12 protein-coding genes are annotated in these 14556 nt (G+C 74.1%); 4 read left to right on the top strand and 8 right to left on the bottom strand.

Annotated features, from left to right (window positions below; translation table 11 throughout):
- Positions 1–45: 45 nt before the first annotated feature.
- The 5 genes from ACI79I_RS02670 to ACI79I_RS02690 form a co-directional block, all read right to left on the bottom strand.
- Positions 46–1083, bottom strand: a complete 1038-nt coding sequence (locus tag ACI79I_RS02670) for a LacI family DNA-binding transcriptional regulator (protein ID WP_456990725.1) — start codon at positions 1081–1083, stop codon at positions 46–48.
- A gap of 89 nt (positions 1084–1172) precedes the next feature.
- A complete protein-coding gene (mmsB, locus tag ACI79I_RS02675; protein ID WP_456990726.1) occupies positions 1173–2417 on the bottom strand; it encodes a multiple monosaccharide ABC transporter permease in 1245 nt (414 codons plus the stop codon).
- Entirely contained in the window at positions 2414–3952 is a 1539-nt protein-coding gene (mmsA, locus tag ACI79I_RS02680) for a multiple monosaccharide ABC transporter ATP-binding protein (protein ID WP_456990727.1), read from the bottom strand. The genes mmsB and mmsA overlap by 4 nt, the downstream gene beginning before the upstream one ends.
- A gap of 184 nt (positions 3953–4136) precedes the next feature.
- On the bottom strand, positions 4137–5288 hold the full coding sequence (chvE, locus tag ACI79I_RS02685; RefSeq protein ID WP_456990728.1) for a multiple monosaccharide ABC transporter substrate-binding protein: 1152 nt from the start codon (positions 5286–5288) through the stop codon (positions 4137–4139).
- 395 nt (positions 5289–5683) lie between these two features.
- On the bottom strand, positions 5684–6619 hold the full coding sequence (locus ACI79I_RS02690) for a DUF5926 family protein (protein WP_456990729.1): 936 nt from the start codon (positions 6617–6619) through the stop codon (positions 5684–5686).
- 48 nt (positions 6620–6667) lie between these two features.
- On the opposite strand from ACI79I_RS02690, the gene ACI79I_RS02695 reads away from it, so the two are divergent.
- Positions 6668–7873: a cytochrome P450 gene (locus ACI79I_RS02695; protein ID WP_456990730.1), complete on the top strand. Its 1206-nt coding sequence runs from the start codon at positions 6668–6670 to the stop codon at positions 7871–7873.
- Positions 7874–8037: 164 nt separating this feature from the next.
- Positions 8038–9654 carry a long-chain fatty acid--CoA ligase gene (locus tag ACI79I_RS02700; RefSeq protein WP_456990731.1) on the top strand — a complete coding sequence of 539 codons (1617 nt, stop codon included), beginning with the start codon at positions 8038–8040 and terminating at the stop codon, positions 9652–9654.
- Positions 9655–9719: 65 nt separating this feature from the next.
- Here the strand turns inward: ACI79I_RS02700 and ACI79I_RS02705 are convergent, their stop codons facing one another.
- Positions 9720–10061, bottom strand: a complete 342-nt coding sequence (locus ACI79I_RS02705) for a rhodanese-like domain-containing protein (RefSeq protein ID WP_456990732.1) — start codon at positions 10059–10061, stop codon at positions 9720–9722.
- Between the two features lie 45 nt (positions 10062–10106).
- Between ACI79I_RS02705 and ACI79I_RS02710 the strand changes: the two genes are divergently transcribed.
- Positions 10107–10616, top strand: coding sequence for a PH domain-containing protein (locus tag ACI79I_RS02710; RefSeq protein ID WP_456944721.1), 510 nt, complete (start codon positions 10107–10109; stop codon positions 10614–10616).
- Positions 10613–12175 (top strand): PH domain-containing protein, encoded by a 1563-nt coding sequence (locus ACI79I_RS02715; protein WP_456990733.1) that lies wholly within the window; start codon positions 10613–10615, stop codon positions 12173–12175. Before ACI79I_RS02710 ends, ACI79I_RS02715 begins: the two co-directional genes overlap by 4 nt.
- Here ACI79I_RS02715 and ACI79I_RS02720 read toward each other — a convergent pair.
- Positions 12123–13433 carry a glutamate mutase L gene (locus ACI79I_RS02720; RefSeq protein ID WP_456990734.1) on the bottom strand — a complete coding sequence of 437 codons (1311 nt, stop codon included), beginning with the start codon at positions 13431–13433 and terminating at the stop codon, positions 12123–12125. The genes ACI79I_RS02715 and ACI79I_RS02720 overlap by 53 nt on opposite strands.
- Positions 13430–14530, bottom strand: a complete 1101-nt coding sequence (locus tag ACI79I_RS02725; protein WP_456990735.1) for a saccharopine dehydrogenase family protein — start codon at positions 14528–14530, stop codon at positions 13430–13432. Before ACI79I_RS02725 ends, ACI79I_RS02720 begins: the two co-directional genes overlap by 4 nt.
- Positions 14531–14556: the final 26 nt, after the last annotated feature.

Here is a 14556-nt window from a genome sequence, read left to right on the forward strand (position 1 = left end):
GACGGGTCCCGCGGTCAGATGTCAACGCCACCACGACCAGCCGCCTCATGCCCGGTGCGGCGCCGGCCCGGTGCTCGACCGGACGAGCAGGGCCGGCGGGACGGGGTCGGGGTGCAGCTCCTCGCCCCGGAGACGGGCCAGCACCAGCTCGACCCCGCGCCGGCCCAGCTCGGCGAAGTCCTGCCGGACGGTGGTCAGGGGCGGGGTGAAGTAAGGCGCCTCCGGCAGGTCGTCGAAGCCCACGACGCTGACGTCGCGCGGCGCCTCCAGCCCCTCCTCGTGGAGTGCGGCCAGCAGGCCGAGCGCCATCTGGTCGTTGGCCAGGAAGACCGCGGTGATCTCCTCGCCGTCCCGGATGCGGGTGGCCAGCGCGCGGCCGGCCGCGTACCCCGACGACGGCGTCCAGTTGCCGCGCAGGTACGCGGGCACCGGCGCGCCGGCGGCGCGCAGCTCGGTCCGCCAGCCGGCGATGCGGTCCCGGGCCTCCTTCGAGTCGGCCGGGCCGGTGACGTGGTGGACGGTCCGGTGGCCGAGGTCGAGCAGGTGGCGGGTGGCCAGGCGCGCCCCCGCGACCTGGTCCACGCCGACCGCGGGCTCCTCCACGGCACCACCGCTCTGCACGGTGACCAGCGGCAACGGCACGTCCACCTGGTGCAGGGCCTCGGCCGCGTCGTCGTAGGTGGCCAGCGCGACCACCGCGTCGACCGACGCCCCGACGAACCGGTCCACCGCCTCGCGCATCGCCTCCGCGGTCGCCTCGTCCAGGACGGTCACCGACAGGGAGTACCCCGCGGTGCGCGCGGCCTGCTCCAGCCCGACCAGCGTCTGCGCCGGCCCGTACTGGTTGATGTTGACGACGACGAAGCCGATGGTGCGGGTGGACCCGGTCACCAGGGCCCGCGCCGCGGTGTTGGGCCGGTAGCCCAGCTCGCGGATCGCGCGCTCCACCCGCTCGCGGGTCTGCGGCGCGACGTTGCGGTGCCCGTTGATCACGCGGGAGACGGTCTGGTGCGAGACACCGGCGCGGGCGGCGACGTCCGACATGACCAACGCCCGGGTCGCCCCCTCGGGCTCCACGCTCACCCCTCTCGTCGACGGGGCGCCCCGCCCCGGGATGACGCCCCGTTCCGGCGCGGGCGGCCCCGCGGGTTCGCGCGGGGCCGCCCGGGAGGTCAGCGCGAGGCGCCGGCCCGCCGCTTGTTGTAGACGTCGAAGGCCACGGCCAGGAGCAGGACCAGGCCCTTGACCACCGACTGGATGGACTGGTCGACGCCCATGAGCTGCATGCCGTTGCTCATGACGGCCATGATCAGACCACCGACCATGGCGCCGACGACGGTGCCGACACCGCCGGTGACGGCGGCGCCACCGATGAACGCGGCGGCGATCGCGTCGAGCTCGAACATGTTGCCCGCGCTGGGCTGGGCGCCGTTGGACCGCGACGAGAAGACGACACCGGCGATCGCGGCCAGGAAGCCCATGTTGACGAAGATCCAGAAGTTGACCACCCGGACCTTGACGCCCGACAGCGTCGCGGCCGCGAGGTTCCCGCCGATGGCGTACACCTGGCGCCCGAAGACGGTGCGCTGGGTGATGATCCCGTAGACGATGACCAGGACGGCCAGGATGATCAGCACGATCGGCAGGCCGCGGGCGTGGGCCAGCTGCCAGGCGAACCACATCACGACGGCGCCGACCAGGACGATCCTCGCCACGAACAGCGGGAAGGACTCGACCGGCTGCTGGTACCGGATCCGGGCGACACGGGTGCGGAAGCTGCTGAAGGCGTAGCCCGCGACCGCGATCGCACCGATGAGCAGGGTGAACGCGTCGTAGCCGTTGCCGCCGATGAGCCCGTTGAGGAAGCCGCTCGCGATCCGGCCGTACTCACCCGGGAACGGCGACAGCGAGATGTTGTCGAGCACCTGCAGGGTGAGCCCGCGGAACAGGAGCATGCCGGCGAGGGTCACGATGAACGCCGGGATGCCGACGTAGGCCACCCAGAAGCCCTGCCACGCGCCGATGGCCAGACCCACCGCGATCGCGGCGAGCACGCCGACCCACCAGGGCATCCCCTGCCGGATCACCAGGACCGCGGAGACCGCTCCGGTCAGCGCCACCACCGACCCGACCGACAGGTCGATGTGGCCGGCGATGATCACGATGACCATGCCGATGGCCAGGATCAGGATGTAGCTGTACTGCAGGACGATGTTGGTGACGTTGCCCGGGGACAGCGACGTCCCGTCGGTGAGGATGGCGAACAGCGCCACGATCACCACGAAGGCGACGTAGATGCCGCTCTGCCGCAGGTTGCGGGTCACCAGCTCCTTGAGGTTGCTGGTGCCGGTGTGCAGGGCGGCGGACTGCGCCGGCTCCTGCGGGGCCTCGGGGCGCGGGGGCGCGGTCCTGGTCATGCCGCGAGCTCCTTCTCCTTGGTCATGAGCTCCATGAGGTTCTCCTGGGTGGCCTGCGCGACGGGCACCTCGCCGGTGATCCGGCCCGCGGACAGCGTGTAGATCCGGTCGCAGATCCCGAGCAGCTCGGGCAGCTCGGAGGAGATGACGAGCACCGCCTTACCGTCGGCGACCAGCCGGTTGATGATCGTGTAGATCTCGTACTTCGCACCCACGTCGATGCCGCGGGTGGGCTCGTCGAGGATGAGCACCTCGGGGTCGGTGTAGAGCCACTTGGACAGCACGACCTTCTGCTGGTTGCCGCCCGAGAGCTTGCCGACGACCGAGGTGACGCTGGGGGCCTTGACGTTCATGCTCTTGCGGTAGCCCTCGGCGACCTTGATCTCCTCGTTCGCGTTGACGAAGCCCCTGCTGGCGAGCTTGTCCAGGGCGGCGGCGGAGATGTTGCGCCGGATGTCCTCGATGAGGTTGAGGCCGTAGTGCTTGCGGTCCTCGGTCGCGTAGGCGATCCCGGCGTCGATCGCCTCGGCGACGTTGCGCGGCCGGATCTCCTTGCCGTGCACGAAGAGACGGCCGGAGATGTTCCGCCCGTAGGCGCGGCCGAAGATGCTCATGGCCAGCTCGGTGCGCCCGGCGCCCATGAGGCCGGCGATGCCGACGACCTCGCCGGCGCGGACGGTGAAGCTGGCCCCGTCGACGATCTTGCGGTCCTGCGTCGGGTGCCAGACGGTCCAGTCCTCGACGCGGAGGACCTCCTCGCCGGGGTGCGACTCGCGCTCGGGGTAGTAGCTCTCCAGGTCGCGGCCGACCATCCCGCGGATGATCCGCTCCTGGGTGACCTCGCCCGCGTGCAGGCTCAGCGTCTCGACGGTCCTGCCGTCGCGGATGACGGTGACGTTGTCGGCGATCGCGGTGATCTCGTTGAGCTTGTGCGAGATCATGATGCAGGTGATCCCGCGCTCCCGGAGCCGCCGGAGCAGGTCGAGCAGGTGCGCCGAGTCGTTGTCGTTCAGCGCGGCGGTCGGCTCGTCGAGGATCAGCAGCCGCACGTCCTTGGACAGCGCCTTGGCGATCTCCACCAGCTGCTGCTTGCCGACGCCGAGCTGGCCGACCGGGGTGACCGGGTTCTCCTTGAGGCCGACCTCGTCGAGCAGCCGCGCGGCCTGGGCGTTGGCCTTGTTCCAGTCGATGAGCCCGCTGCGGCCGCGGATCTCGTTGCCCAGGAAGATGTTCTCGGCGATGGACAGGTAGGGCACCAGGGCGAGCTCCTGGTGGATGATCACGATGCCGACGTGCTCGCTGTCGCGGATGCCGTTGAACGTGCTGACGGTCCCGTCGTAGACGATCTCGCCGTCGTAGCTGCCGGCCGGGTAGACCCCCGACAGCACCTTCATCAGCGTCGACTTCCCGGCGCCGTTCTCGCCGCAGATCGCGTGGATCTCGCCGCGGCGGACCTTCAGGTTCACGTCCGACAGCGCCTTCACGCCGGGAAACGTCTTGGTGATGGAGCGCATCTCCAGGATGTAGTCGTCCATGGGACCTCGTCGTCCTGTCGTCGGTGCCCCTGCCGTGCAACAGGGCGCGCCCGCGGGATGGTGGAGAGAGTGTGCCCCCGCCCGGTCGGGGTGGGCAGCTCAGATGGGACGTCGTCCCGGGGTGGTACCGGCCGGGCCCGGCAGCAGTGGCTGCCGAGCCCGGCCGGGACTCGGGGGGCGGAGGTCAGTCCGCCTGGCCGCTGGCGACCTCTTCCTGGGTCCAGTAGCCGGAGTCGATCAGCACGGACTGGATGTTGTCCGCGTAGACCGTCTCGACCGGGAGCAGGTACGACGGGACGACCTTGACGCCGTTGTCGTAGGTCTCCGTGTCGTTGGCCTCGGGCTCGTTGCCCTCGGCGAACGCGGAGGCGGCGGCGACGGCCTGCTCGGCCAGCAGGCGGGTGTCCTTGAAGATCGTGGAGCTCTGGACACCGTCGGCGATGAGCTTGACCGAGGCGATCTCCGCGTCCTGACCGGTGACGACCGGCATCGGGTTCGGGGAGTCGAGGTTCGGGCCGTAGCCGGCGTTCTGCAGCGCGGTGAGGATGCCGCGGGACAGACCGTCGTACGGCGACAGGACGCCGTCGACGCGCGAGCCGTCGTTGTAGGTGGAGGTCAGCAGGTCCTCCATCCGCCGCTGGGCGGTCTCCTGCTGCCAGCGCAGGATCGCGGCCTGCTCGATGTCGGTCTGACCCGACTTCACGACCAGCGTGCCGTCGTCGATCTTGGGCTGCAGGACCGACATGGCGCCGTTGAAGAAGAAGAAGGCGTTGTTGTCGTCCAGCGAGCCGGCGAACAGCTCGATGTTGAACGGGCCGGTCGCGCTGCCCGCCGAGCCGTCGGCGTTGAGCACGCCCAGGCCGGTCAGCAGGGCGTTGGCCTGGGCCACGCCCACCTGGAAGTTGTCGAACGTGACGTAGAAGTCGACGTTCTCGCTGTCACGGATGAGCCGGTCGTACGAGATGACCGGGATGTTGTTGGACGCCGCGTTCTCCAGCTGGCCCGCGAGCGCCGTGCCGTCGATCGCCGCGATGACGAGGATGTCGGCACCCTCGGTGATCATCTGGTCGATCTGCTGCGACTGCGTCGGGATGTCGTCGTTGGCGTACTGCAGGTCGACGGTGTAGCCCTCGCCCTCCAGCTGCTCCTTGACGTTGTTGCCGTCGGCGATCCAGCGCTCGGAGGTCTGGGTCGGCATCGAGACGCCGATCGTCAGCTCCTCCGCCTCGGCGCCACCACCGGCACCTCCGCTGCCACCGGCACCCTCGCCGCCACACGCCGCCAGCGTGAGCGCCAGGGTGGCGCTGACGGCGGCGAAGCCGAGCCTTCTGCTCACGTGATCTCCTCCTCGAGACTTCTGCGCGCTCGACCCGGCGCAGGCCCGCCCCTGGCGAGCGGGATCAGTGTGAGCGTTAACAACGGGGGGCCGTCAACCCCTCGCGGCCAATCCGGCGTCACGGTCTCGTAACGCCCCAGCCGTTTGGGTGCAATGCGTCCGTTCCGGGTCGCCGTGCGTCGCGAACGGCAGCACTGCCCGGTGACATCCGCCGTCCCACGGCCTCCGGGACAGCGCCGGACGGGCTGCGCCGGCGACGTCCCGCGAGCGGCGTCCGGGGACGCGGCCGAGCCCTCCCGCACCCCGGCGTCGGCCCCGGCGTGCGCCTGCCCCGCCCACCGGGGTGGACGGGGCAGGGGCGTCGGCAGCCGGGGTCCCGCCGGGGCGGGCGCGGCTCAGCGCAGGGTGATCTGCCGGGAGAGCAGGCCGGCGCGGGCCCGGCGCTCGTCGGCCGTCAGGGGGTCGGTCACGGCCAGCGCCTCCTCCAGCCGGGCCTGGAACTCGGTGGCCGGGCCGGTCCAGTCGGCGGCCGGGGTGCCGGCGGGCAGGTCCCACACGGGGACGACGAGACCGTGGGCACGGAAGGCCCCGGCGTAGCGGGTCTGCTCCCCGAGGGTGACCCGCTCGGCCGCCCGCAGCCGGGCCAGCGCGTCGAGCAGCCGCTCCTCGGGCTCCGGCCGCACCCAGCGCAGGTGCGCCCGCTCGCCCCCGGGGCGCACCCAGTAGGCGGCACCCAGGCCGGGCAGCAGCTCGGTGGGCAGCACCGCGGCGTTCGCCTGCTCGAGCCCGGCCTTCGCCGCCGCCGAGGGCTCGGTGCCCTCCAGCCAGAAGCCGAAGTCGGGGTGCACGGTGACCTCGAAGGGGGCGTCGAGGTCGAGCAGCTCCTGCAGCCGCGGCCCGGCCGAGCCCGCGCCGCCGATCGGTCCGGGGTCGACCGGCGCACCGGTGGGCGCCTCGAGGGCCGCGGCGAGCGCCGTCCCGAGGTCGCGGCTGACGTCGTCGGAGGAGGTCTGCAGCTGGACGCCGAGCAGGATCTCCCCGTTGGCCCGCACCAGCGCAGGGGCGCCGCCGGGCAGGACGCTGGCCAGGGTCACGTCCCGGCCGTCGGTCGTCCGCAGCGGCACCGTGGCCGCGGGCACCAGCTCCCGCAGGGCCACCCAGTGCGGCTCGCCGGGCAGCCCCTCGAAGGGACGGGTCACCGGCGGCGCGTAACCCGAGCCGTGGCAGTGCTTGTACCGGCGGCCCGAGCCGCACGGGCACGGCGCCTTGGGGTTGACGCCGCCATCGGCGGCAGGGGCAGCGGAGCGCTTGCGGGTCGCGGAACGAGCCATGGGGACGAGCCTACGGAGCTGCCTGCCGGGCCCTCCTAGGCTCCGGGGGTGACCAGCGCCGCCGCCCTGCTCGACCTCACCGACCCGGCCGTCGTGGCCGACCCCTACCCCGCGTTCGCGCGGGCGCGGGCCGCGGCCCCGGTGCAGTGGCACGAGGGGCTGGGCCTGTGGCTGGCGTTCACCCACGCCGAGGCCAACGCCGTCCTGCGGGACCGGCGGCTGGGCCGGCTCTGGCGGGACAGGGAGCCCGCGGCGCGGTTCGAGAGCTTCAACCTGATCCACCGCAACGCCATCCTGGAGATGGAGCCGCCCTCCCACACGCGGCTGCGCCGGCTGATCAGCACCGCGTTCGCGCGCGGGCACGTGGAGCGGCTGCGGCCCTGGGTCGAGGACCTCGCCGCCCGCCTGGTCGACGAGCTCGTCGAGCGCTCCGGCGGCACCGAGCCCGTCGACGTCCTCTCCGGCATGGCCGAGCAGCTGCCCGTCGACGTGATCGCCGAGCTGCTCGCCGTGCCCGAGGCCGACCGGCCGCTGCTGCGCCCGTGGTCGAACGCGATCGTCAAGATGTACGAGTACGGGCGGACGCCGGCCGTCGAGGAGGCCGCGGAGCGGGCGGCCGCCGAGTTCGTCGCCTACCTCCGGGAGCTGGCCGCCGACCGCCGGGCGCACCTCGGCGAGGACCTGGTCAGCCACCTCGTGAGCGTGCGGGACGCCGACGGCGACGCGTTGACCGAGGACGAGCTGGTCACCACCTGCATCCTGCTGCTCAACGCCGGCCACGAGGCGACGGTCAACGTGACCGGCAACGGGCTGCTGGCCCTGCTGCGCTCCCCCGACCAGCTCGCCCGGCTGCGGGCCGACCGGAGCCTGCTGCCGACCGCGATCGAGGAGCTCATGCGCTTCGACTCGCCGCTGCAGCTGTTCGAGCGCACCGCGACCGCGGACGTCGGGATCGGCGGGGTCACCGTCCCGGAGGGGCAGAAGATCGCCGCGCTGCTCGGGTCGGCCAACCGCGACCCGGCCGTGTTCCCCGACCCGGACACCCTGGACGTCGGTCGCACCGACAACCCGCAGATCTCCTTCGGCGCCGGCGTCCACTTCTGCATCGGCGCGCCCCTGGCCCGCGTCGAGCTGCAGGCCTCCTTCGGCGCCCTGCTGGCCCGCACGTCGCGACTGGAGCTGGGCGGGGAGCCGGTGCGCCGTCCGGAGTTCGTCATCCGCGGTCTGTCGGACCTGCCGGTCGTGCTGGGCTGACGGTCGGCCTCCGACCGCGGCCACGTGCCGTCCCCCGCCGCGCCGAGCCCGCCCGGTCCTCGTCACGGGAGCCTCCGGCCCCCACTCCCCGGACCGCCTCGCGGGGCGCCGCACCGGTACGAGGTGCGGTGGATCGTGAGCCAGCTCACTGGCACGATGCGGCCATGCGTGGGCTGATGCAGGACTTCCCTCTGACGATCGATGCGATCTTCCGGCACGTCGAGCAGCACTACGGCGACGGCACCATCGCCACCGCCGGGCCCGACGGGATCACGCGGACGACGTACGCGGAGTGGGCGCAGCGCACCCGGAAGCTCGGCGGGGTGCTCGACACCCTCGGCATCTCCGACGACGGGCGCGTGGCGACCTTCGGGTGGAACAGCCAGCGCCACCTGGAGCTCTACTTCGCCGCGCCGTCCACCGGCCGGGTGCTGCACACGCTCAACATCCGGCTGTTCCCCGAGCAGCTGACCTACATCGCCAACCACGCCGAGGACGAGGTCGTCTTCGTCGACCGGACCGTGCTGCCGCTGCTGTGGCCGCTGATCGACACCATGAAGACGGTCCGGCACGTCGTCGTCATGGACGACGGCGGGGACAACGAGATCCCCGACGACGCGCGGGTGCTCGACTACGAGACCCTGCTGGCCGAGGCATCCCCGGTGGACTTCGCCGTCACCGACGAGTACCGGGCCGCGTCGATGTGCTACACGAGCGGCACCACCGGCAACCCCAAGGGCGTCGTCTACACCCACCGCTCGACCTGGCTGCACACCATGGGCGTGATGGCGCCCAACGCCTTCGGCCTGGGCATCCAGGACGTCGCCATGCCGGTCGTGCCGATGTTCCACGCCAACGCCTGGGGCATCGCCCAGGCCGCCCCCGCCGCCGGGTCCTCCCTGGTCATGCCCGGCTCGATGATGCAGCCGCAGGCCCTGGCCGACCTGATCGTGGAGGAGGGCGTGACCTTCACCGCCGGCGTCCCCACCATCTGGCAGGGCGTGCTGCCGCACCTGGTCGGCCGCCCGCACAAGCTGCGCGAGATCGGCTGCGGCGGCTCGGCGGTGCCCAAGGCGCTCTCCGAGGCCTACCGCGAGCAGGTGGGCCTGGCGATCCTGCAGGCCTGGGGGATGACCGAGACCCACCCGGTGGCGTCGTCGGGGATCCTGCCCCGGCGCTACCTGGACGCCGACGAGGAGACCAAGGCCGCCCAGCGGGCGCGGGCCGGCATCCCGTTCCTCGGCGTGGAGGCCCGCATCGTCGACGCCGAGACGATGGAGCCCCAGCCCTGGGACGACAAGGCCACCGGCGAGCTGCAGGTGCGCGGCCCGTGGTGCGCGCAGGACTACTACAACCCCGACGCCGGCGTCGTGCTGTCCACGGACGACGGCTGGATGCGCACCGGGGACGTCGCGGCCATGGACGAGTACGGCTCGATCCGCATCGCCGACCGCACCAAGGACCTCATCAAGTCCGGCGGCGAGTGGATCAGCTCGGTCGACCTCGAGAACGTGATCATGAGCCACCCGAAGGTGAAGGAGGCCGCGGTCGTCGGCATCCCGCACCCGAAGTGGGACGAGCGCCCGCTGGCGTGCGTCGTGGTCAAGGAGGGCCAGACGATGACCGAGGAGGAGGTGCTCGAGCACCTGCGGCCGCAGGTCGCCAAGTGGTGGCTGCCCGACGCCGTCGCGTTCATCGACGAGGTGCCCAAGACCAGCGTCGGCAAGTTCTCGAAGAAGGACCTGCGCGCCCGGTTCCCCGAGTTCCCCGCCAAGAGCTGAGGCCAGTGGGGTGCCAGGGGCGAGGGATCCTCACCCCTGGCACCCCGCTCAGCGTCCCGCGGCTGTCAGCGCACGAACGGGGGCTGGCCGGTCTCGCTCACCATGGGCCGGCCGGCCGCCTCCCACTCCCCCATGCCGCCACCGACGTTCACCGCGTCGTAGCCGTTGTGGTTCAGCCAGGCGGCGACCCGCGCCGAGCGCCCCCCGCTGCGGCACACCACGTAGACCGGGTCGCCCTCCGGCACGTCGTCGAGCCGGGCCGGGACCTCACCCATCGCGATGTGCGTCGCGCCCTCGATGTGCCCGTGCACCCACTCGTCGTCCTCCCGGACGTCGAGCACGACGGCGTCCTCGGGGAGCTCACCGGCGGGAACGGTCGGGACCTGCTGCGGCATCACGGAGTCCATCGTGGCACGCAACCGCGCACCGCCCGGCTGCGAGGATGGACGGCGATGACTGCCGAGACCGCCGCGCCCGTCCGCGACCCCGCCTGGGCGCTGTCGCGCTCCGCGATCGGGCTGTGGGTCACCGAGGGGGTCCTCGGCACGCTGTTCTACGGGGCCGTGGTCGCCGCGTTCGTCCTCTTCGTCCCCCCGGGCGGCCCCGTGCCGGTGCTGCGCTGGGTCCTCCCTGCCCTGGTGGTCGTGTACGCGGTGGTGGCGATCGGCATCCGGCCCCGGTTCCGCTACCGGGTGCACCACTGGGAGGTCACCGACGAGGCGGTCTACACCCTCACCGGCTGGCTGACCCGCACCTGGACACTCGTGCCGATCTCGCGCATCCAGACCGTCGACGTGACCCGGGGCGTGCTCCAGCAGCTGTTCGGCCTGGCCACGGTCGCGGTGCTGACCGCCTCCAGCCAGGGCACGGTGCGGGTGCTGCACCTGGAGGCCGACGTCGCCGCGCGGGTGGCCGACGACCTCGCCCGCCGGGCCGAGCAGGTCCGCGACGAGGCGACGTGAGCGGACCCGAGGACACCGGGAGCGGACCCGACGGCACCGTGAGCGGGCCGGAGCGTTCGGAGGAGCCGCGGAGCCCGGCCGACGCCGCTCCGGGTGCCGAGGTCGTGCCACGGCGGACCTCCCCGCGCATCGTGCTCGTGCACACCGCCACGTTCCGGCAGGCCCGCCAGCTGGTCCCGCTGCTGATCCCGCTCGCCGCGGTGGTCGGCCTCGACGACGGGCTGACGACCATCGTGGTCCTGGCCGTCGCGATCACCGCGCTGTCGCTCGCCGCCGCCGCGCTCAGCTGGTGGCGGTTCGACTACGCCGACGGCCCGACGGCGGTGGTGGTCACCCGCGGCCTGCTGGCCCGCTCGGTGCGCACGGTGCCCAACGACCGCATCCGCGGCGTCGAGGTCGAGACGCCGCTGCTGCACCGGCTGTTCGGGCTGGTGCGGGTGCGCGTCGACGCCGCGGCCGGCTCCGTGGGCACCACGCAGGAGGAGCTGGTCATCGACGGCGTCCCGGCGGCCGAGGGCGACCGGCTGCGGACGCGGCTGCTGGCGCGCCGGGGGACCCCCGGCCCGGTGGCCGCACCGGACACCGCGCCGGCCGACGAGCCGGCCGAGGAGGTGTTCGCGCGCTTCGACGACCGCTGGCTGCTGTACGCGCCGCTCGTCGGCAGCTACCTCGTCGTGCCACTGGCCGCCGTCGGCGCGCTGTTCCGCTTCGTCGACGAGCTGCCCGACGGCCTGGTGCCCGAGGTGGCCGGTCCCGACCTGTCCGACCCCCGGGTGCTGCTGCCCGCTCTCGCGGCCGCGGTACCCCTGCTGGCGCTGGCCGCGGTCGTCGGCGCGGCGCTGGTGAACTGGCGCTTCCGGCTGGTGCGGCGAGGCGGGTCGCTGGTCGCCGTCCGCGGGCTGCTCACCCGGCGGCACACCGAGCTGGAGGTCGACCGGATCCGCGGCGGCACGCTCAGCGAGGGGCTCGGCATGCGCTGGGTGCGCGCGGCCCGGGTCAACGCGCTGGTCACCGGCCTGGGCCAGGCCAACCGGCGGGGCCAGCTGTTGCCCCTGGGCCCGCGGTCGGAGGCCGAGACGCTGCTGCGCCGGTTGGTCGAGGACCCCGGGCCGCTGACCGCGCACCCGCCGGCCGCCCGGCGACGCCGGCTGGTCCGGGCGCTGGCGTCCGGCCTGCTGGTCACGGCCGTCGGCGTCCTCGCCACGGCCACGCTCGGCTGGTGGTGGGTCCTCGGGGCCGGCATCGCGCTGACCGTGCTCGGGGTGCCGATGGGGATCGGGCGGTACCACTCGCTCGGGCACCGGGCCGGCCCGCGCTCGTTCAGCGTCCGCAGCGGCTGGCTGGTCCGGGAGCAGGCGGTCCTGCAGCGCCGCGCCGTCGTGGGCTGGCAGGTCCGACAGAGCCTGTTCCAGCGCCGCGCCGGGCTCGCCACGGTCGTGGCCTGCGTCGGCGCGGGCAGCGGCGGCTACGCCGCGGTGGACCTGGCCGCCGCGGACGTCGGCGGGTTCACCGCGGCGGCGTCCTCGGGGTCGTGGGCCGGAACGCTCGACCCCCGCTGAGCAGGCCCGCTGCCGCGGCCGGGGCGTCGACGGCGAGCAGGCCGGCCGCGGCCAGCACGTACCGCTCGTCGACGGCGACCTCCGCGCCGGCCAGCACCGCGCCCGCTCCTGCGCGGTCGGCGGCGATCCGCCCGACCGCGTCCTCCACGGCTCCCGGCTCACCGTGCCGGAACACCCCGCCCGACAGCACGACCAGCCCCACGGTGCGCGCCCCGGCGCCACCGGTCCCGTAGGCGGCCTCTGCCCGCAGGTGCCGGCGCAGCGCGATCGTCGCCGCCGCCGTCCCGAGGTCGAGCGGGTCCTCCCCGACCAGCGGGAGCCCCTCGTCGGCGGCGGCCGACCGGAGCGCGTCCGCGCTGGCCACGACCCCGAGGTCACCCTCCACCGTCCGCCGCGCGGCGGGCACGCCGACCGCCTCGCGGCCCAGCGAGGACTGCTCGGCGTCGGGGTCGGGCACGCAGTAGACGTCGGTGGTCGCACCGCCGACGTCCACCACGACGACCCCCGGGACGTCGGCGTCCGCGCGGCCCGCGGCCAGCACCGACACCCCGGCCAGGACGGCGTCCGGCGTGACCGTGCGCACCCACTGCCGCAGCCGCGGGTCCGCCGACAGCCGGTCGCCGCCGATCACGTGCCGCAGGAACACCTCGCGGATCGCCGCCCGCGCCGGCTCCGGGTCGAGCCGCCCGATGTCGGGCAGCACGTTGGCCGTCTCGGTGACCGGCACCCCACCCGCGCGGAGCACCGCGGCCACCTCGTCCCGGACGGCGGTGTTGCCGGCGAGCACCACCGGGACGGACCGACGAGGGACACCGCTGCCCCCCTGCAGCGGGGCCGGAGAGGCCAGCGCCGCCGCGTTGTGCCGCAGCACCGAGGCCTCCCCGCCGTCGGTGCCACCCACGAGCAGGACGACGTCGGGCTCGTCGGCCCACAGCCGCGCCAGCGACTCGTCCGACAGCCGGCCCGCGGCGACGGAGACGACGCGGGCGCCGGCCGAGAGCGCCGCCCGGTGTCCGGCCTCGGCGCTGATCAGCTCCTCGTAGCCGACCACCGCCAGCCGCAGCCCCCCGCCGGCGCTCGAGCAGGCGACGACCGGCACGCCGGGAGGGAAGGAGGCGGTGGCGGCGAGCACCCCGCGGACGACGTCGCCGTGGTCGGTGGGGGCCTGCGCCCGGTCCAGCAGCGTCCCGGCGGGCAGCCCGACGAGGGCGGCCTTGGTCCAGGTGGACCCGATGTCGACGCAGGCGACCGCGCTCATGCGCGCAGGAGCCCTGCCTCGGCGGCGCCGGCGGTGAGCGCGTCGAGCCCGAACGCCTGCACCGGGCCGAGCGCGCCGGTGCCCCGGACCCCGTGCTCGGCGGCGGACGTGGCGCCCCAGGCCAGCAGCGCCGCGGTGAGCCCGTAGGCCTCCGGGCCGGCCAGCTCGACCCGGCTGACCAGCGCGCCGGTGCGGTCGCGCACCTCGGCCACGGTGCGGGTGCGGGCGCCGGCCAGCGTGCGGTCCGACGGCGCCTGGCCCACCCGGGTGCCCACCACCGTCGCCAGCCGCTGCACGGCCTGCCGGGCCAGGGGCAGCCGGCCGGCGAGCGCCGTGAGCGGGGCCAGCCGGGAGGCGACCGGTGTCAGGGGACCGAACCAGTCCAGGACGACGCCGACGTCGTGCAGCGTCGGGGCGAGCGCCGGCAGGGTCAGGTGCTCCGAGCCGCCCACCGACAGGCCCCGCCGTCCCCGCCCTCCGGCCTCGAACCGCCACGTCCTCGTGCCCGCGGCCTCCTCCCGCAGGCGGCCGCCGGTGAACGCGTACCCCGGCTCCAGCAGCACCCCGACCGCCGAGACCAGCGTGCCGCGGGAGAAGGCCTGACCCGAGGTGCCGTCGATCGCGTATCCCACGTCGACCCGGGATGCGCGGTCCCCCGCCTCGGCCAGGGCCAGCGCGCCGGCGAGGGTCCCGGGCACGTAGTCCAGGCCGAACGCGGGCACCAGCGTGGCACCGGTGGCCGCCGCCCGCGGGCCGGCCTCCTCGAACACCCGGCGGATGAACGGCGGCTCGCCGGTGGAGTCCAGGTACACCGCCCCCGCGTCGACGGCGGCGTCCACGGCCGGACCGCCCAGCCGCAGGAACGGCCCGACGGTGCTGACCAGCACGTCACCGCGGCCGAGCAGGGCGCGCACCGACGCCGGGTCGGTGACGTCGGCTCGCGCGGTCTCCAGCCCGCCCAGCCGCCCGGCCAGCTCCGCGAGTCGTGCGGGGTCCCGGCCGGCGAGCACCGGGCGGGCTCCGCGGCCGGCGAGGGCCTCCGCAGTGCGGGCCCCGGTGTAGCCGGTGGCGCCGAAGAGGACGATCCGCGCGCTCATCCGGGCGACCCTAGCCGCGACTGTCG

The sequence above is a fragment of the Geodermatophilus sp. SYSU D01105 genome, assembly GCF_054050095.1.

Coding starts and splice junctions, on each gene's coding strand:
- mmsB (WP_456990726.1), bottom strand. CDS start 2,417: ATGACCAGGACCGCGCCCCCGCGCCCCGAGGCCCCGCAGGAGCCGGCG.
- ACI79I_RS02720 (WP_456990734.1), bottom strand. CDS start 13,433: ATGAGCGCGGTCGCCTGCGTCGACATCGGGTCCACCTGGACCAAGGCC.
- ACI79I_RS02725 (WP_456990735.1), bottom strand. CDS start 14,530: ATGAGCGCGCGGATCGTCCTCTTCGGCGCCACCGGCTACACCGGGGCC.
- ACI79I_RS02710 (WP_456944721.1), top strand. CDS start 10,107: ATGACTGCCGAGACCGCCGCGCCCGTCCGCGACCCCGCCTGGGCGCTG.
- mmsA (WP_456990727.1), bottom strand. CDS start 3,952: ATGGACGACTACATCCTGGAGATGCGCTCCATCACCAAGACGTTTCCC.
- ACI79I_RS02690 (WP_456990729.1), bottom strand. CDS start 6,619: ATGGCTCGTTCCGCGACCCGCAAGCGCTCCGCTGCCCCTGCCGCCGAT.
- ACI79I_RS02705 (WP_456990732.1), bottom strand. CDS start 10,061: ATGGACTCCGTGATGCCGCAGCAGGTCCCGACCGTTCCCGCCGGTGAG.
- ACI79I_RS02700 (WP_456990731.1), top strand. CDS start 8,038: ATGCGTGGGCTGATGCAGGACTTCCCTCTGACGATCGATGCGATCTTC.